General features: G+C 73.6%; 17 protein-coding genes. 6 read left to right on the top strand and 11 right to left on the bottom strand.

Annotation, left to right across the window (positions count from 1 at the left end; all coding sequences use genetic code 11):
• Window positions 1-308: 308 nt before the first annotated feature.
• The 3 genes from AOA12_RS05350 to AOA12_RS05340 form a co-directional block, all read right to left on the bottom strand.
• Window positions 309-1,451 (bottom strand): 5-(carboxyamino)imidazole ribonucleotide synthase, encoded by a 1,143-nt coding sequence (locus AOA12_RS05350; protein WP_082405976.1) that lies wholly within the window; start codon window positions 1,449-1,451, stop codon window positions 309-311.
• Between the two features lie 73 nt (window positions 1,452-1,524).
• Window positions 1,525-2,097 carry a PH domain-containing protein gene (locus AOA12_RS05345; RefSeq protein ID WP_054680984.1) on the bottom strand — a complete coding sequence of 191 codons (573 nt, stop codon included), beginning with the start codon at window positions 2,095-2,097 and terminating at the stop codon, window positions 1,525-1,527.
• 93 nt (window positions 2,098-2,190) lie between these two features.
• The gene (locus AOA12_RS05340; RefSeq protein ID WP_054680983.1) at window positions 2,191-2,958 is read right to left on the bottom strand and encodes a biotin--[acetyl-CoA-carboxylase] ligase; all 768 of its coding nucleotides are present in this window, start codon (window positions 2,956-2,958) and stop codon (window positions 2,191-2,193) included.
• A gap of 1 nt (window position 2,959) precedes the next feature.
• Between AOA12_RS05340 and AOA12_RS05335 the strand changes: the two genes are divergently transcribed.
• Window positions 2,960-4,585, top strand: coding sequence for an acyl-CoA carboxylase subunit beta (locus AOA12_RS05335; protein WP_054680982.1), 1,626 nt, complete (start codon window positions 2,960-2,962; stop codon window positions 4,583-4,585).
• Window positions 4,582-4,833 carry an acyl-CoA carboxylase subunit epsilon gene (locus AOA12_RS05330; protein ID WP_054680981.1) on the top strand — a complete coding sequence of 84 codons (252 nt, stop codon included), beginning with the start codon at window positions 4,582-4,584 and terminating at the stop codon, window positions 4,831-4,833. Before AOA12_RS05335 ends, AOA12_RS05330 begins: the two co-directional genes overlap by 4 nt.
• Before the next feature lie 247 nt (window positions 4,834-5,080).
• On the opposite strand, the gene AOA12_RS05325 is transcribed toward AOA12_RS05330, so the two are convergent.
• From AOA12_RS05325 to AOA12_RS05310, 4 genes are all read right to left on the bottom strand, one after another.
• A complete protein-coding gene (locus AOA12_RS05325; RefSeq protein WP_054680980.1) occupies window positions 5,081-6,091 on the bottom strand; it encodes a hypothetical protein in 1,011 nt (336 codons plus the stop codon).
• Window positions 6,088-7,299, bottom strand: a complete 1,212-nt coding sequence (locus AOA12_RS05320) for a sensor histidine kinase (protein ID WP_054680979.1) — start codon at window positions 7,297-7,299, stop codon at window positions 6,088-6,090. The genes AOA12_RS05325 and AOA12_RS05320 overlap by 4 nt, the downstream gene beginning before the upstream one ends.
• Entirely contained in the window at window positions 7,289-7,945 is a 657-nt protein-coding gene (locus AOA12_RS05315) for a response regulator transcription factor (RefSeq protein WP_054680978.1), read from the bottom strand. Before AOA12_RS05315 ends, AOA12_RS05320 begins: the two co-directional genes overlap by 11 nt.
• A gap of 132 nt (window positions 7,946-8,077) precedes the next feature.
• Window positions 8,078-9,448, bottom strand: coding sequence for a class I SAM-dependent RNA methyltransferase (locus tag AOA12_RS05310; RefSeq protein WP_054680977.1), 1,371 nt, complete (start codon window positions 9,446-9,448; stop codon window positions 8,078-8,080).
• A gap of 116 nt (window positions 9,449-9,564) precedes the next feature.
• Here AOA12_RS05310 and AOA12_RS05305 point away from each other — a divergent pair, with 116 nt between their 5' ends.
• Entirely contained in the window at window positions 9,565-10,215 is a 651-nt protein-coding gene (locus AOA12_RS05305) for a Maf family protein (protein ID WP_054680976.1), read from the top strand.
• Window positions 10,216-10,293: 78 nt separating this feature from the next.
• Window positions 10,294-12,090 (top strand): acetyl/propionyl/methylcrotonyl-CoA carboxylase subunit alpha, encoded by a 1,797-nt coding sequence (locus tag AOA12_RS05300; protein WP_054680975.1) that lies wholly within the window; start codon window positions 10,294-10,296, stop codon window positions 12,088-12,090.
• Here AOA12_RS05300 and AOA12_RS05295 read toward each other — a convergent pair.
• The 3 genes from AOA12_RS05295 to AOA12_RS05285 form a co-directional block, all read right to left on the bottom strand.
• Entirely contained in the window at window positions 12,083-12,442 is a 360-nt protein-coding gene (locus tag AOA12_RS05295; RefSeq protein WP_156366398.1) for a DUF6907 domain-containing protein, read from the bottom strand. The genes AOA12_RS05300 and AOA12_RS05295 overlap by 8 nt on opposite strands.
• Window positions 12,443-12,540: 98 nt before the next feature.
• On the bottom strand, window positions 12,541-12,825 hold the full coding sequence (locus tag AOA12_RS05290; RefSeq protein ID WP_054686801.1) for a helix-turn-helix transcriptional regulator: 285 nt from the start codon (window positions 12,823-12,825) through the stop codon (window positions 12,541-12,543).
• Window positions 12,826-12,915: 90 nt separating this feature from the next.
• Window positions 12,916-14,352, bottom strand: a complete 1,437-nt coding sequence (locus AOA12_RS05285; RefSeq protein ID WP_442922272.1) for an NAD(P)H-quinone dehydrogenase — start codon at window positions 14,350-14,352, stop codon at window positions 12,916-12,918.
• A 96-nt stretch (window positions 14,353-14,448) separates the two neighbouring features.
• Between AOA12_RS05285 and AOA12_RS05280 the strand changes: the two genes are divergently transcribed.
• Together AOA12_RS05280 and AOA12_RS05275 are read left to right on the top strand one after the other, a co-directional pair.
• Entirely contained in the window at window positions 14,449-15,282 is an 834-nt protein-coding gene (locus tag AOA12_RS05280) for a purine-nucleoside phosphorylase (protein WP_054680972.1), read from the top strand.
• Window positions 15,282-16,931, top strand: coding sequence for a phospho-sugar mutase (locus AOA12_RS05275; RefSeq protein WP_054680971.1), 1,650 nt, complete (start codon window positions 15,282-15,284; stop codon window positions 16,929-16,931). Before AOA12_RS05280 ends, AOA12_RS05275 begins: the two co-directional genes overlap by 1 nt.
• 85 nt (window positions 16,932-17,016) lie before the next feature.
• On the opposite strand, the gene AOA12_RS23520 is transcribed toward AOA12_RS05275, so the two are convergent.
• Complete coding sequence (locus AOA12_RS23520; protein ID WP_082405974.1) at window positions 17,017-17,721, bottom strand: GntR family transcriptional regulator; 705 nt, start codon at window positions 17,719-17,721, stop codon at window positions 17,017-17,019.
• Window positions 17,722-17,755 lie beyond the last annotated feature (34 nt).

Here is a 17,755-nt window from a genome sequence, read left to right as displayed (position 1 = left end):
ACGCCGACGAGGGGGGACGAGGAGGAGTGCAGCGGCCGGGTCACCCGTCAAGGGTAGGCCGTACGCCTGTGGATTCCCCCCAACGCCGCACCCCGGTCCCCACCCGCGGTCCCCACCCGCGGTCCCATCCCCCGCCCCGCCCCGTCCGGCCCCATCCACGGCTCGCGAGAGTGCATCTGCCGGCCGAGCATGCGAAGCACAGATGCGCTCTCGGCCGGCAGATGCACTCTCGGCCGGCAGATGCACTCTCGGCGCGCAGTTGCGCTCTCGGGGAGGGTGGGGCGGGGGCGGGGGAGACGGAGGTACGGTCAGTCGTCGAAGAAGGCGGCGGCGGCGCGGGCCTCGTAGGCGACGGCGTCCAGGTCGGTGCCGAGGGCGTTGACGTGGCCGACCTTGCGGCCGGGGCGCGGGTCCTTGCCGTACGTGTGCACCTTCACCGCCGGGTGGGCCTGCAGCACGGCGGGCAGGCGCGACGCGATCGTGTCGGTCTGCGGGCCGCCGAGGATGTTCACCATGACCGCCCACGGCTGACGCGGCACGGCGTCGCCGAGCGGCAGGTCGAGCACGGCGCGCAGGTGCTGCTCGAACTGGCTCGTCACGGCGCCGTCCTGGCTCCAGTGCCCGCTGTTGTGCGGCCGCATCGCCAGCTCGTTGACGAGCAGGCGCTCGTCGCTCGTCTCGAACAGCTCGACGGCGAGCATGCCCGTCACGCCGAGCCCCTCGGCGATCGCCTCGCCGATCTCGGCGGCGACCTCGGTCAGCCGCCCCAGGGCGTGCGGCGCGGGGGCGATGACCTCGGCGCACACGCCGTCGCGCTGCACGGTCTCGACGACCGGGTACACGACGCGCTCGCCCGACGGGCGGCGCGCCACCTGCTGCGCGAGCTCGCGCGTGAAGTCGACGAGCTCCTCCGCGAGCAGCGGCTCGCCGGGCTCGAGCCAGTCGGCGACCTCGTCGGGGCGCGACACGACGCGCACGCCCTTGCCGTCGTAGCCGCCGCGCGGCGTCTTCACGACCGCCCGCCCGCCGTGGGCGTCGAGGAACGCCTGCAGCCCCGCGGCGTCGTCGAACGCCGCCCACTCGGGCTGCGGCATCCCCAGCTCGTCGAGCCGCGCGCGCATGCGCAGCTTGTCCTGCGCGTAGAGCAGCGCATCGGGGCCGGGGTGCACGGCGACGCCGTCGGCGACGAGCGCGCGCAGCACCTCCTGCGGCACGTGCTCGTGGTCGAACGTCACGACGTCCACGTCGCGCGCGAACGCCCGCACGGTCTCCGGGTCGCGGTAGTCGCCCACGGCCGTCGCGGCGAGCGCCGCCGACATGCCCTCCTGCTCGGCGAGCACGCGCACCTCGACGCCGAGCTCGACCGCCGGAGCGATCATCATGCGTGCGAGCTGTCCGCCTCCCACGATGCCGACGCGCAGTGCCATGGCTCCCCTTTCGTCCGCGTCCATCTTCGCGCATGACGCGCGATCGCGGATGCCACGGCCGCGCAGCGCCGCGGCTGCGCGCTCACCGGCCGCGCGCTCACCGGTTGTCGGGCAGCACCGACGTCGCGTGGGCGTCGCGGTGGGCGAGGATCTGGCCGACCTCCACCTGGTCGACGAGCGTCTCGTGGACGAGCGTGACCGACGGGACGTCGACGATGCGCAGCGGCGGCTCGCCGCCGGGGTCGAGCAGGAGCGTCCCCGTGCCCCACATCCGCTGCACGGGCCCGAGACGCAGCGTCACGGCGTAGCCGCGCGCGTGCGCGACCTCGCGGCGCTGGCGGCGCAGCATGCCCGACTGCTCGACGACGCGGCGGGTCGTGATCGTGTAGGTGTGGCCGAGCCACCGCAGGTACGGGAGCACGACGAGCAGCAGCACGACGAGCCCCGCGAGCGCCCACATCACGATGTCCGCGAACGGCACGATCTCGGTCACCGCCCGCGGCAGGTTGCCCGAGTAGTAGCCCACGAGGGCGCTGACGGCGATCAGCACGAGCGCCGACCAGAACAGCCGGCGCGCGTGCCGGCGCAGCCGCACGAGCCGCAGCTCGGGCGCGACGGCGCCCGGAGCGGGCGCGGGCACGTGCCCGAGATGCGCGGTCGGCTGGGTCACAGCACCATTGTGCGCCAGATCGGCCGCCGCGTGCGCGATCGCCCACGGCGCGCCAGAACGGCGGACGCGCACCGCATCGGCGCGCGTGCCGGCTCAGCGCACGTGCACGACGTCGCCGGCCGACACGACGGTCCCCTCGTCGAGCACGAGGCGTCCCTGCTCGTCGAGCTCCTCGGCGATGCCGCGGGCCGCGGCGCCGCCCGGCAGCGACACCGTGACGTCGCGGCCGATCGTGAGGCACGCCCGCGAGACCTCGCCGTGCACCGCCGGGCCGCCGCCCACGGCGAGCCGCGCGATGCCGTCGCGCAGCTGCGTCAGGTAGTCGGCCAACAGCCGGTCGGCGTCGACGCCCCGGCCCAGCGCGGCGAACGACGTCGCGGTGGGCACGGGGAGCTGATCGGCGGTCATGAGCGTGTTCACGCCCGCGCCGACCACGACCGCCATCGGGTCGGCGTGCGAGACCTCGGCGAGGATGCCGCTGATCTTGTGCTCCTCGACGAGCACGTCGTTGGGCCACTTCAGGCCGGTCGTCAGCCCCGGCAGCTGGGCCGCGACGGCGCGCGTCATCGCGAGGCCCGCGACGAGGGGGATCCATCCGCGGTCGCGCACCTCGACGGCGTCCACGCGCAGCAGCACGGAGACGGCGAGCGCCGTGCCGGGGGGCGTCGTCCACACGCGCTCCTGGCGCCCGCGGCCCGCGCGCTGGTCGGTCGAGACCAGGACCGAGAGGTGCGGATGTCCCGCGGGATCGTCCTCGGCGTCGCGCAGCAGCTTCGTGTTGGTCGAGTCGACCGTCCCGGCCACCTGCAGGCGCGGCGTGACGGCCGCCGCGAGGGGATATCCGTTGTCGAAGGGCTCCATGATGACCAGCCTACGCACGGTCGCTAGGGTGGAACGCGTGACCGACCTGCCCGATATCTCCACCACCGCCGGCAAGATCGCCGACCTGCGCGCCCGCTTCCACGAGGCCGTCACCGGCCCGGAGCAGATTGCACAGCAGAAGCAGCACGCCAAGGGCAAGATGAGCGCCCGCGAGCGACTCGAGCTGCTCATGGATCCCGGCAGCTTCGTCGAGCTCGACGAGTACGTGCGGCACCGCACGACGGCGTTCGGCATGGACCGCACGCGCCCCTACGGCGACTCGGTCGTCACCGGCATCGGCCGCATCCACGGACGGGTCGTGGCCGCCTACTCGCAGGACTTCACGACCTTCGGCGGCTCGCTCGGCGAGGTCTCGGGCAACAAGATCATCAAGGTGATGGACTTCGCGCTGCGCAATGGACTGCCCATCGTCGGCATCCTCGACTCGGGCGGCGCGCGCATCCAGGAGGGCGTGCTCGCGCTCAGCAAGTACGGCGAGATCTTCCGCCTCAACACGCGCTCGTCGGGCGTCATCCCGCAGATCTCGATCATCATGGGGCCTGCGGCGGGCGGCGCCGTGTACGGGCCGGCCCTCACCGACTTCGTCATCATGGTCGACAAGACGAGCCAGATGTTCGTCACGGGACCCGACGTCATCAAGACCGTGACCGGCGAGGACGTCGGCATGGAGGAGCTCGGCGGCGCCTACACGCACAACACGCGATCGGGCGTCGCGCACTACCTCGCGAGCGACGAGGACGACGCGATCGACTACGCGCGCGCCCTGCTGAGCTACCTGCCCGACAACAACCTCGCGGAGACCCCCGAGTACGAGCACAGCTTCGAGTGGGAGACGACCGACGCCGATCGCGCCCTCAACGCGATCGTCCCCGACTCCCCCAACCAGCCCTACGACATCCACCAGGTGATCTCGGGCATCGTCGACGGCGGCGAGTTCCTCGAGGTGCAGCCGCTGTTCGCGCCGAACATCGTGATCGGCTTCGGCCGCGTCGAGGGGCGCTCGGTCGGCATCATCGCCAACCAGCCCTCGCAGATGGCCGGCACCCTCAACATCGAGGCGGGCGAGAAGGCGAGCCGCTTCGTGCGGTTCTGCGACGCGTTCTCGATCCCGATCGTGACGCTCGTCGACGTGCCCGGCTACCTCCCCGGCACCGATCAGGAGTGGACGGGCGTCATCCGGCGCGGCGCGAAGCTCATCTACGCGTATGCGGAGGCCACGGTGCCGCTGGTCACCGTCATCCTGCGCAAGGCCTATGGCGGCGCCTACATCGTGATGGGCTCCAAGCAGCTGGGCGCCGACGTCAACCTCGCCTGGCCGACGGCCGAGATCGCGGTCATGGGCGGTCAGGGCGCCGTGAACATCCTCTACCGCGGCGAGATCAAGAAGGCCGAGGAGGCCGGCGAAGACGTCGCGGCGGTGCGCACGCGCCTCGCGAACGAGTACACCTACAACGTCACGTCGCCGTTCCTCGCCGCCGAGCGCGGCGAGATCGACACCATCATCGAGCCGGCCGGCACGCGCGTCTCGATCGCCAAGGCGCTGCGCGCGCTGCGCGGCAAGCGCGCCGAGCTCCCCGCCAAGAAGCACGGGAACATCCCCCTGTGAGCGGGCCTGCGAACGGGCCGGACAGCGTTCCCGACACCGAGCCCGCACCACGCGTCGAGGTGCTGCGCGGCGCCGCGACGCCCGAGGAGATCGCGGCCGTCATCGCGGTCGTGAGCGAGGCCTACCGCGTCGAGGAGGCCGGCGCCGTCGCCGAGGACACGGCGGGGAGGTCGGCGTGGGAGGTCTCGGCGCGCGCGCTGCGCCGCCCGCTGCGGCGCGAGCTGGGCTGGCGCGGGTTCACCGGCTGAGCACGGCGCGGGGCCGATCCTTGTCCCCCAAAATACCTACAGACAGACCCGTGCGACTCGACAAGACTGGGTACGTGGACAATCCCCCGTTTTGCCGCACCCCTTCTTAGTTCGGGTCGCGTGCGGCAGTGCGAGCAGGTTTTCGGGTAACCGCTCGCGTGGCGAGGGGCGGCATCGCCGCCCCTCGCCCCCTTCTTTCCCGGGCCGTCCCGGCGACGGGTCCTCCGAGGCGCGGGCTCCCTCGCCCTCAGCGCGCGATCTCGTGCCAGAGCGCGACGTCGTCGTCATCCGCGTCGCCGTCGCGGCCCACGACCGTCACCGCGATGTCGGGATGCGTCGACGTGCGCACCCACAGGCGTCCCGCGGTCGTGCGGGCGAGCGTGTCGACGAGCTCCGCGCGCACGGCCGCGAGGCGCTGCTCGTCGAGGTCTTCGAGACCGCCCTCGTCGAGCACGCTGACCTCCGCGCCGCGGCGGCGCGCCGCCGCGAGCTCCGCGCGCACGTCGTCGTCGAGCAGGCGTGAGCCGCGCAGCTCGTCGCGCAGCGTCTCCTCCGCGATCAGCGCCGCGGTCCGCTCCTCGGGATCGAGCCGTCCCGCCATCTGCACGGCCCGCGTCAGCACGGGTCCCGCGATCGACAGCGCCCGCCGGACGAGCGCGCGCCGCTGCCGCTGAGCGGCCTCGTGCGAGGCGAGCCGCTCCGACACCGCGCGCTGCAGCGCGGTCAGCTCGGCGGCGTCGCGCTCGGCACGCCGCACCAGGCTCACGATCAGCTGCGCCGTGCCCACCCAGATGAACGCGCCCAGCAGGCCGCGGGCGAGCGCCTGGCCCGGGCCGATCGCGGCGATCGAGACGACCGAGAGGAGCGCGACACCCGCCCACGCGGCCCACGGCCGTCCCCGCACGACGACGATCGTCATGATCGCGCCGACCTCGCCGATGGAGCGCGTCGCGACGGGATCGATCCTCGACTCGGGCGCCACCGCGAACCAGCTCAGCGCGGGCACGACCACGGCGGCGGCCAGCGCGACCGCCACGAGCCACCACGGCAGCCGCGTCGCGCGGCGGGCGCCCTCGGCATCCGCGCCGCGCGTTCCCCACAGGATGCACGCGGTCGACACGACGAGGAACAGCAGCACCGCGGTCACGAGCACGCCCGGATGCTCCGGCGGCTCGGGCCACATCAGCGCGCCGACGGCGAGGTACAGCGAGAAGGCGAGCGCGAGCCCCGTGAGCACGGGACGGATGCCGACGGTCACCGCTCCTCCTCCCACGACATCGTGACGGTCGTCCCCGTCGCGTCGCTGCGGATGCCGGTGCGTCCCGCGATCGCCGCGATGCGGGCGACGATCGAGCCGCGGATGCCCAGGCGGTCGTCGGGGACGGCGTCGACGTCGAACCCCGCGCCCGTGTCGGAGACGACGACGTGCACGGCGCCGGCATCCGCGCGCACGCGCACCGCCAGGCCCTCGCCGCCGGCGTGCTGCACGGCGTTCGCGATCGCCTGGCCCGCGGCCTGCGCGAGCGCTCGCGCGACGGGTCCGGGCACGACGAGGCTCTCGCCGGAGACCTCGCACGCGACCCGGATCGCGGCGCCGTGCTCCCCCGCGAGCCGGGCGATGCCGTCCGCGAGCTCCGTCACCGGCACCGCGGCGGTCGCCGGGGGGACGTTGCCCCACTCGGCGTCGGCGAGCCGGGTCAGGGCGTCGCGCGACATGGCCGCCGCGAGCGCCGCCTCGCGATCGCTGTCGACGCGCGAGACGGCGATCAGCGCCGCGAGCACGCTGTCGTGCATGACGGCGGCGACGGCGATGCGCTCCTTCTCCGCGGCGTCCGCGGCGGCGGCCTCGGCGAACGTCGCGTTCGCCTCGGCGCGCGCCCGGTCGACGCCGCGGGCCATCGTCCGCAGCATCCAGCCCAGGGTCAGGAGCACGCCGCCGAGGATCAGCGCGAAGACGACGTCGAGGAGCGTGCGCTCGAGGTCCTCGCCCGCCGTGTCGATCGCCCGTGCCACGCCGTACAGCACCGGCACGCCGATCGTCCAGCCCACCTGCAGCGGCAGCGGGAAGACGACGACCGCGGCGGCGGTCGCGACGTTGAGCAGGTACCAGAACCACGGCGGGTCGTCGACGAGGCTGACGGGTCCGAGGCCGAGCACGGGCCAGGCGGCGAGCGCGAGCGGGAAGACGATCGCGAAGCCGGCCGTCGCGCCCCGCACGAGCCGCCCCGACAGGCACGCCGCGATCATGAGGGCGAGCGAGGCGAAGACCGCCACGGCGATCACGACGTGCGCCGGAGCGTCGGCGACGGGGGCCGCGAGCGACACGAGGAACGCCTGCACCGCGAGCACCGCGCTGCCGACGCCCGCGACGAACGCGACGATGCGCTCGATGCGCACCGCCGTGAACGTGTCGGCGCCCGTCAGGATGTTGCGCAGCTGCGGCGGGGCCGGCGCGTCAGCCGCCACCGTGCTCCTCCGGAACGATCCCGTCCTCCATCGCGCGCCGCAGCAGGTCGACCTTCGTCGGCGCGGGGCGCCCGACCTCGACGTACTTGATGCGCACGCGCGCGATGTTCTCCTTCGCCGTCGAGTACGAGATGCCGAGACGCTGCGCGACCATCTTGAGCGGCAGGCCCGTCGCGTACAGGCGCATGACCTCGCGCTCCCGCGCCGCCAGCTGCGCGTCGGCGAACGCGCGGTCGCCCTCGACGGCGCTCGCCCACTCGACGTTGTCGAGCGGCTCGCCGCGCGCGACGTGGCCGAGCGCGGCGATGACCTCGTCGATGCGCGCCGACTTGCGCACGATCCCGGCCGCGCCCGCCGCCAGCGCCTCGCGGATCGCGGCGGGTCGGTCGGCGACGCTGTGCACGAGCACGGGAGAGCCGTCGCAGATGAGGCGCTGCACGTTGTCGGTGACGGTGGCGCCGTCGCCGAGGGCGAGGTCGAGCACGACGACGTCGGCCGGCGCGGCCTGCGCCTCGCGCCGCCAGGCGACGTAGTCGGCGACGCACGTTCCGGCGAAGACGACGTCGAACGAGCCGTCGCGGGCGCACGCGGCCTCGAGCCCGAGCCGCACCGACTCGTGGTCGTCGATCAGCGCCACCCGCGTCATGCCCCCAGCCTAAACCGCCCGCCAGACCGCCCCCAGACCGCCCGCCGAGTCAATACCCCTCCGCCGAGTCAATACCCTGTCCACGCGGAACAGGTATTGAGTCGGCGCGGGAGACTTGGCTCGGCGAGGGGATCACAGCTGGCGGGTGAGCACCGCGACGGCCTCGACGTGGTGGGAATGCGGGAACAGGTCGAGGCCGCGCACGCTCGCCAGCCCGTAGCCGTGCGCCGCGAAGATCTGCACGTCGCGCGCCAGCGCGACGGGATCGCACGCGACGTAGACCACGCGGGCGGGCGCGAGCGCGGCGAGGCGCCGCACGACGTCGCCGCCGGCTCCGGCACGGGGCGGATCGAGCACGACGACGCCGCGCGCCAGCCGCGCGCGCTGCGTCGCGGTCGCGGCGGCGTCGAGCTGCGCCAGCCAGCGATCGACGCGGCCGGTCTCGGCGCGGGCGCCGATCCACTCGGCGAGGTTCTCGCCCGCGTGCTCGGTCGCGCGCGGGTCGGACTCCACCGTCGTGACGCGCGTGGACGCGCCGCCGCGGGCGGCGAGCGCGGCGGCGAGCAGGCCCACGCCGCCGTACAGGTCCAGGTGCCAGGCGTCGGGGTCGACGTCGCCCGCCGCAGCCGTGACCGCGTCCGTCAGCGTCGAGGGCGCCGCGCGGTGCACCTGCCAGAAGCCGCCCGCGTCGACCCGGAACTCGCGGTCGCCCACGACCTCCGTCACCACCTCCCGTGCGGCCGGATCGACCGGCGCGGGCCGGCGTCCGCCCCGGCGCGGGCCGCCCGGGGTCTCGGCGCGCGGGATGACCCGCACCCGGCCGTCGGCGGGCTGCACGAGGTCGAGCCGCCCCGGACGCACGTGCCGGTCGCGCAGCGCGGCCCGCTCGATCGCCGCGGTCGCGAGCGGCAGCTCGTCGACCTCGACGACGCGATGGCTGCGGGCCGCGTAGGGGCCGATGCGCCCGTCGTCGTCGACGTGCAGGCTCACGCGGGTGCGCCATCCCGTTCCGTCGGCGCTCTCCCCCGCGACCGGCTCCACGGTCACGTCGACGTCGATCCCCGCGAAGCGCTGCAGCGCCTCCCCGACGATCCGTGCCTTCAGCGCGCGCTGGTGCGCGAGGTCGATGTGCCCGAAGTCCGCGCCCCCGGGGCGCCGCTCGGGCGGCGATCCGACGTCGGCGGCCGCCCACACGTGCGGGCGCCGGTGCGGTGACCGCGTGAGCACGTCGAGCACCTCGCCGCGCCAGAACGAGCGCTTCGACGTGTCGGTGAGCCGCACGCGCACCCGCTCGCCGGGGATCGCGTCGGGCACGAACACGACACGGCCGCCCCGCGCCGCGCCACCGGCCGCGGTGCCGCTCCCCGCATCGGCGCCGCGCTCCGCATCCGCCGCACCGCCCGCATCCGCACCGCTCCCCGCGTCCGCACCGTGCCGCCCCACGAACACGCCGCCGTGCGCGGCCCCGGTCACGTCGAGCTCGATGATGTCTGCGGCATCCATCCGTCCACGCTAACGCTGTTCACAACTCAGGAAGAACGCGCCGCCGGGGCCGCGGAAGCGCGTCGCGGGCCGTCTCCTCCTGAGTTGTGAACCGCGGCAGCGGCTAACGTGGGGGGATGCGCGTGTGCCTCGCCTCGACCTCGCCGGCCCGACTCATGCTGATGCGACAGATCGGGGTCGAGCCGCTCACCCGTGCGCCGCGCGTCGACGAGGAGGCGGCGATCGCGCGCGTCGAGGAGAGCGAGGGCCGCACGCTCCCGCCCGACGAGCACGTGCTGCTGCTGGCGCGGCTCAAGGCCGCCGACGTCGCCGGGACGCTCGCCGCAGAGGGCTTCGAGGGCGTCGTCATCGGCGGGGACTCGATGTTCGAGCTCGACGGCGAGGTCCTCGGCAAGCCGTACACCCCCGAGGTCGCGACGCGGCGCTGGCAGGCGATGCGCGGGCGCACGGGAGTGCTGCACTCCGGGCACAGCGTCGTCCGGCTCTCGCCGGGCTCCGAGCCGCGCGAGGCGCACGCCGTCGCGGCCGCGTCGGTCTCGTTCGCCGCCGACCTGACGGATGCCGAGATCGACGACTACGTCGCGACCGCCGAGCCGCTGCAGGTGGCCGGCGCGTTCACGATCGACAGCCTCGGCGCGCCGTTCATCGAGCGCATCGAGGGCGACCCGTCGACGGTCGTCGGGATGTCGCTGCCGACGTTGCGCCGGCTGCTGCGCGGGCTCGGCGTCGCACTCGCGGACATCCGGGACACGACCCGCTCTTCGTAGCCTCCCGCACACGAAAATCGGCGGATCTTGTGCGCGCCTCCCAAAAAACCGGTCGGGCGCGTGAGTAGGCTGGCATCCATGTCTCAGACCTCGACGACCCCCGCATCGAGGAAGCCCATCACGAAGGTGCTCGTCGCGAACCGCGGCGAGATCGCGGTGCGCATCATCCGCGCCGCCCGTGACTCGGGGCGTTCTTCCGTCGCCGTCTACGCCGATCAGGACCGGGATGCCATGCACTCCCGGCTCGCCGACGAGGCGTACTCACTCGACGGCGCGACGAGCGCCGACACCTACCTGTCGATCGAGAAGATCCTCTCGGTCGCCCGCCGCTCCCAGGCCGACGCCGTGCATCCCGGCTACGGCTTCCTCGCCGAGAACGCCGACTTCGCCCGCGCCGTGATCGCCGCGGGCCTCGTGTGGATCGGACCGTCGCCCGAGGCCATCGAGGCCCTCGGCGACAAGGTGACCGCGCGCCACGTCGCCGAGAAGGTCGGCGCCCCGCTCGCCCCCGGCACCCCGGGCCCCGTCGAGGGCGCCGACGAGGTCATCGCCTTCGCCGAGCAGCACGGGCTGCCCATCGCGATCAAGGCCGCGTACGGCGGCGGCGGCCGCGGCCTCAAGGTCGCCCGCGAGCTCGACGAGGTCGCGGAGCTGTTCGAGTCGGCGACGCGCGAGGCGGTCGCCGCCTTCGGCCGCGGCGAGTGCTTCGTGGAGAAGTACCTCGACAGGCCGCGCCACGTCGAGACCCAGTGCCTCGCGGACGCCGCGGGCAACGTCGTCGTCGTCTCCACGCGCGACTGCTCGCTGCAGCGGCGGCACCAGAAGCTCGTCGAGGAGGCGCCCGCGCCGTTCCTGACCGACGAGCAGAACCGCGTGCTCTACGCGGCCTCGAAGGCGATCCTCGCCGAGGTCGGCTACGTCGGCGCGGGCACGTGCGAGTTCCTCGTCGGCGGCGACGGCACGATCTCGTTCCTCGAGGTCAACACGCGCCTGCAGGTCGAGCACCCCGTGTCGGAGGAGGTCACGGGCATCGACCTCGTGCGCGAGCAGTTCCGGCTCGCCGAGGGCGAGGAGATCGGCTACGACGACCCCGAGCCCGTCGGCCACTCGATCGAGTTCCGGATCAACGGCGAGGACCCGGGCCGCGGCTTCCTGCCGCAGCCCGGCCGCATCCACCAGTTCAAGACGTTCGGGGGTCCCGGCATCCGCCTCGACTCCGGCGTGACGGCGGGCGACAGCGTCTCGGGCGCGTTCGACTCGCTGCTCGGCAAGCTGATCATCACGGGCCGCGACCGCGCCGAGGCGCTGGAGCGCTCCCGTCGCGCGCTCGACGAGTTCGAGGTCTCGGGCATGCCGACCGTGCTGCCGTTCCACCGCCGGGTCGTGCGCGACCCCGCGTTCACGGCGGAGGACGGCCGCTTCGGCGTGTACACGCGCTGGATCGAGACCGAGTTCGACAACGACCTCGCGCCGTGGGACGGCGAGGCCGAGGCCCCGGCCGCCCCCGAGGCGCGCCACGTCGTCGTCGTAGAGGTGTCGGGCAAGCGGCTCGAGGTGAGCCTGCCCGACCGGCTCTCGCGCACGACGGCGAAGCCCGGCCGGCCGCTCGTGGCCCCTCCGGCGCGCCGCTCGCACACGTCGACCGCCTCGGCGGGCGCGTCGGGCGACGCGGTCAAGTCGCCCATGCAGGCGACGATCGTCAAGGTCGCCGTCGAGGAGGGCCAGAAGGTCGTCAAGGGCGATCTCGTGATCGTGCTCGAGGCGATGAAGATGGAGCAGCCGATCCAGGCGCACAAGGACGGCACGATCGGCGCAATCGGCGCCGCGGTCGGCGAGACCGTGTCGGCCGGCCATCAGCTGCTCACGATCAGCTGACCGCGCTCCCCCGTGGCGCGGCGCCGCGCTCCTCGGCCAGCAGGCGGGTGAGCGCGGCCGCCAGCTGGGCGGCGCACTCCGCGGTCAGCTCCCACCCGCCCCGCTGATCGTCGCCGATGTAGAACCACGTCGTGGCGTCGCCGTCGACGCGGTGCCGCCCGAGGATGAGCTCCCGCCCCCGGATCGTGCGCGCGATGCGATCGCCGCGGGTGTGCGTCTCGCGCACGAGGACCGGCACGAAGAGGCCGTCGTCGACGTGCGCGCGGTCGTCGGGGTGGTCGTCTTCCGCGTGCACCCTGCTGCACCACGGCGGGCAATCGCTCTGCTGCCAGCCGGGTCGTTCTCGGTCCATGCCACCCCTCCGATTCAAGAGAACGGGCACATCACGAGAGTTAACCAGCGGGGTCGGACATCGCGGTTCTCGGCCGGTCGTGCCCGGGCGGCTGCGGCCTATCGGCGCCCCTCGCGCAGATCCGGCCACTGCGGCGGCAGGATCTCGTCGAGACCGACGCCCAGCACCTGGGCGATCGCCATGACGTTGCGAAGACTCGGATTGGCGGGCGTGCCCGGCATGGACTCGCCCTTCTCGAACTTCTGATACGTGTACCGACTGAGCCCGGCCTCGTAGGCAACCTGCTCCTGACTGAGGCGACGCTCCGTGCGCAGCCGCAGGATGTTCACCCCCAGCTGCGCCGCAAATCCAGCCCACTCCCCCGTCGGTCGCTTTCGTGACATCCCTTCAGTCTCGCGAACGGTCCCCATTATATGGCCTCTCGTATGTGGCAATCGCATTCGGGGCGCATCCGCGAGTCCCTCGCCCCCTCGCTAGCCGCCGTGGACGCGGTGCATCGCGCGCGTCGCGTCGGTGATCGAGCCCGTCAGCGAGGGGTACACCGCGAACACGCGCGAGACCTGGTCGACCGTCAGCCGGCGCTCGACCGCGATCGCGACGGGGTAGATCAGCTCCGAGGCCCGCGGCGCGACGATCACGCCGCCCACGACCGTGCCGCTGCCCTCCAGCGCGAAGAGCTTCACGAAGCCCTCGGAGACGCCGATCATCTTGGCGCGCGGGTTCGCCGCGAGCGGGAGCTTGTGCGCATAGCCGGCGAGCCCCGACGACTCGAGGTCGCGCTCCTGCAGCCCCACCGTCGCGATCTCGGGCGCGGTGAAGATGTTCGCCGCGATACGGCCGCGCTCGGGCGGGATCGCGGTGTCGCCGAGCGCGTGGAACACGGCCGTGCGGCCCTGCATCGACGCGACCGAGGCCAGGGGCACGAACGTGGTGCAGTCGCCGGCCGCATAGACGCTCGGGATCTCGGTGCGCGCGACGCGGTTCACCGGGATGTGACCCGACGGCGTCAGGCGCACGCCCGCCTCCTCCAGGCCGATGCCGGCCGTGTTGGGGATCGACCCGACCGCGAGCAGGCAGTGGCTGCCGGTGACCGTGCGCCCGTCGGCGAGCGCCACGACGACCTCGTCGCCCGTGCGCGTCACCGATTCGGCTCGCGCCTTCGACAGCACCGTCATCCCGCCGCGGGCGAACACCTTCTCCAGCACCTCGGCGGCGTCGCCGTCCTCGCCCGGCAGCACGCGGTCGCGGCTGGAGACGAGCGTCACCTGCGCGCCCAGGTTCATGTAGGCCGACGCGAACTCGGCGCCCGTGACGCCCGAGCCGACGACGATCAGGTGCTCGGGCAGCGCCTTCATGTCGTACAGCTGCGTCCAGGTGAGGATCCGCTCGCCGTCGGGCCGGGCCGAGTCGAGCTCGCGCGGCGAGGCGCCGACGGCGACGACGATCGTGCCGGCCTCGATGCGGTCGAAGTCGACGCCGCCCTCTCCGGTCGAGGCGACGAGGGCGTGCGGGCCGTCGAGCCGGCCGTGGCCCGAGATGATGCGCACGCCCTCGTCGACGAGCTGCTGGCGCATGTCCTCGGACTGCTGGGCGGCGAGCGCGAGGATGCGGTGGTTGACGGCCGCGAGGTTGATCGCGATCTCCGGGCGCAGCGGCGTGCCCGCGTCGTTGCGGGCGAACAGCTGCACGCCGAGGTCCGATGCCGCGGCGATCGCGACGGCCGCGTCGGCCGTCGCGATGAGGCTCTTCGAGGGCACGACGTCGGTCATCACGGCGGCGCCGCCGACCCCCGCCCGCTCGATGAGCGTGACCTCGGCGCCCAGCTGTGCGGCGGCCAGCGCGGCCTCGTAGCCCCCCGGTCCTCCGCCGAGAACGGCAACGGTCTGTGTGCGCGCGAACCCCTGTGACATGGCATCCATTCTGGCAAGGCCGCCTCCCCGTCGCGACACGTCGCGGAGGAGAGCCGAATGCTGACACGCGCGGCGGTATTTCCTAGAGTTGTCACCATGCCCCACTCCAGCGCGCACCCCCTCGACGATCCGCTCGCCGATCCCTTCGACATCGCGGCGCAGGCCGCCGCGGACATCGCCCGCCTCAGCGGCATCGAGCGTCATGACATCGCCGTCACGCTCGGCAGCGGCTGGGGCGAGGCGGCCGGCCTCATCGGCACGACGAACGCCGAGTTCCCCGCCACCGAGGTCACCGGGTTCAGCCGTCCCGCGCTGGAGGGCCACGTCGGCTCGCTCCGCTCGATCACGACGCCCCGCGGCAGGAACGTGCTCGTGATCGGCGCGCGCACGCACTTCTACGAGGGGCACGGCGCACGGCGCGTCGTGCACAGCGTGCGCACGGCGGCGGCGACGGGCGCCCGCATCATGGTGCTCACCAACGGCGCGGGCGGCATCCGGCACACCTGGCGTCCCGGCCAGCCCGTGCTGATCAGCGACCACATCAACCTCACGGGGGCCTCGCCGCTGGAGGGCGCCACCTTCATCGACCTCACCGATCTGTACTCGCTGCGGCTGCGCGACATCGCCCACTCGATCGACCCGTCGCTGCAGGAGGGCGTGTACTGCCAGTTCCGCGGTCCGCAGTACGAGACGCCGGCCGAGGTCAACATGGCCAAGCTGATCGGCGGCCACATCGTCGGCATGTCCACCGCCCTGGAGGCGATCGCGGCGCGCGAGGCGGGCATGGAGGTGCTCGGCCTCTCTCTCATCACGAATCTCGCGGCGGGCATCAAGGCCACGCCGCTGAGCCACCAGGAGGTCATCGAGGCGGGCAAGGCCGCAGGCCCCGTCATCTCGTCGCTGCTCGCGCGCGTGATCGAGGCGATCTGATGACAGCCGTCGCGGCGGCGGAGGCGTGGCTCGAGCAGGATCCCGACGACGTCACGCGCACCGAGCTGCGACAGCTGATCGACGCCGCCGCGGCAGGCGACGCCGCGGCGGGCGCCGAGCTCGACGACCGCTTCGGCTCGCGTCTGGCGTTCGGCACGGCGGGCCTCCGGGGACGCCTCGGCGCCGGCCCGAACCGCATGAACCGCGTGCTCGTGGCGCAGGCCGCCGCGGGCCTCGCGGCGTTCCTGCGCGAACGGGCGGCGACGGACGCCGCGCCGGTCGTCGTCATCGGATACGACGGACGCCGCAACTCCGACGTGTTCGCCCGCGACAGCGCGGAGCTGATCGCGGGCGCGGGGCTGCGCGCCGTGCTGCTGCCGCGCATGCTGCCGACGCCCGTGCTCGCCTTCGCCGTGCGGCACCTCGGGGCGGCCGCCGGCGTCATGGTCACCGCGAGCCACAACCCGCCCGACGACAACGGCTACAAGGTGTACCTCGGCGGCGCCGACGAGGGCGCCCAGATCGTCTCGCCGACGGATGCCGCGATCGCGGCGCACATCGACGCCGTGGCCGCGGGCGACGTGCGCGACCTGCCGCGCGGGCGCTACGAGACGGCCGACGAGTCCGTCGTCGACGCGTACGTCATGGCGACGGCATCCGTCGCCCCCGCCCCGCCGGCGGCGCGGGACATGTCGTGGGTCTACACGGCGATGCACGGCGTCGGCCACGAGACCCTGCGACGCGTGCTGGACGTCGCGGGCTACCCGCAGCCGGTCGTCGTGACCGCCCAGATCGAGCCCGACGGACGCTTCCCCACCGTCGCCTTCCCCAACCCCGAGGAGCCGGGGGCGATGGACCTCGCGTTCGAGACGGGCACGGCCGCGGGCGCCGAGTTCGTGCTCGCGAACGACCCCGACGCCGACCGGCTCGCGGTCGCCGTGCCCGACGGGGACGGCGACTGGCGGCAGCTGACGGGCAACGAGGTGGGCCTGCTGCTGGGCTGGCGGGCCGCGCGCACGGCGACGACGGGGTCGCTCGCGTGCTCCCTCGTCTCGTCGCCCGGGCTGCAGGCCGTCGCCGAGCGCTACGGGCTCGGCTTCCACGCGACGCTCACGGGCTTCAAGTGGATCTCACGGGCCCCCGGGCTCGTCTACGGCTTCGAGGAGGCGCTGGGCTACCTCGTCAACCCCGGGACGGTGCGCGACAAGGACGGCATCTCGGCGGCCGTCGCGATGCTGGAACTGATCGCCGACGCGCGCGGCGAGGGCCGCTCGCTCGCCGACCTCGTCGACGAGTTCCGGCAGACCTTCGGCTTCTTCTCCTCGGGCCAGGTGTCGGTGCGGGTCGACGACGTCGCGATCATCCGCCGCGTCATGGCGGCGTTGCGCGCCACCCCGCCCGCCGCTGTCGGCGCCGTCGCCGTGGCCCGCGCCGAGGACTTCCGGGAGGGGGTCGACGGGCTGCCGCCCAGCGACATCCTGCGGCTGTGGCTCGCCGACGGGTCGCGCGTCATCGTGCGGCCGAGCGGCACCGAGCCCAAGCTCAAGGTGTACCTCGACGTGCGCGGCGACACCGCCGCCGAGGCCGCCGGCCGGCTCGCGGCCCTCGACGCGGGCGCACGGGCGCTCGTCGCCACAGCGCAGGCCTGAATCGAGCAGCAGCGCAGGCCTGAATCAGCAGCAGCGCAGGCCTGAATCAGCAAACGCGGGCCTGAATCAGCAGCAGGGCGATCCCTCAGCGCGAGCCCGGCGACACGTGCGCCGCCCAGTACCAGAGCGAGCCGGGCGTCGACGTCGTGGGCAGGCTGTGCATCTCCTGGAACGCGAGCTGCACGGCGACGGGATCCCCGTCATCGACGCCGCGGCGCATGCGGCTCCAGGCCGCCCTCGGCACCTCCCAGTCGTAGATCTCGGCGTTGCGCAGCATGCCGATCTGGAAGCCGTAGGTGTTGCGGATCGACCTCGCAACGTCCCGCAGCGTCGCGTTCGGGCAGTGCGCGACGAGCAGGTCGTACACCTGCAGCAGGACCACGATCTGCTCGCGCACCGAGCGCAGCTCGGTGGCGCGCAGGCCGCCCTCGAACAGGCCGGTCAGCATCTGCCGCCCGTCGTCGTCGAGCGCGGGCAGCACGACCCGGAAGACGCCCCCGAACACGGCGCCGAGCACCTGCACCGCGTCGTACGCCTGCTCGGGGTCGGGCTCGATGACGCTCGTGTGGCTCTGCGCGCGGATCACGACGAGGTTCTCGGCCGCGAGCTGGTTCAGCGCCTCGCGGATCGGGGTGCGCGAGATGCCGAGCCAGTCCTGCAGCTTCTTGTCTTCGAGCCGCTCGCCGCACGCCAGCGTGCCGTCGAGAATGGCATCCCTGATGCTCTCGTACGCTTCCTCGCGCAGCAGACGGCGCTTCACGCCCGCCCTCGGCGAATCGGGAATGGGCATCGTCACCTCCGCGTCCGGTACACACAGTAGCGCA

The organism is Microbacterium sp. No. 7 (genome assembly GCF_001314225.1).
Lineage (GTDB): Bacteria > Actinomycetota > Actinomycetes > Actinomycetales > Microbacteriaceae > Microbacterium.
The sequence above is the reverse complement of the archived record's forward strand: the minus strand, read 5'-3'. Positions and strand labels throughout refer to the sequence as shown.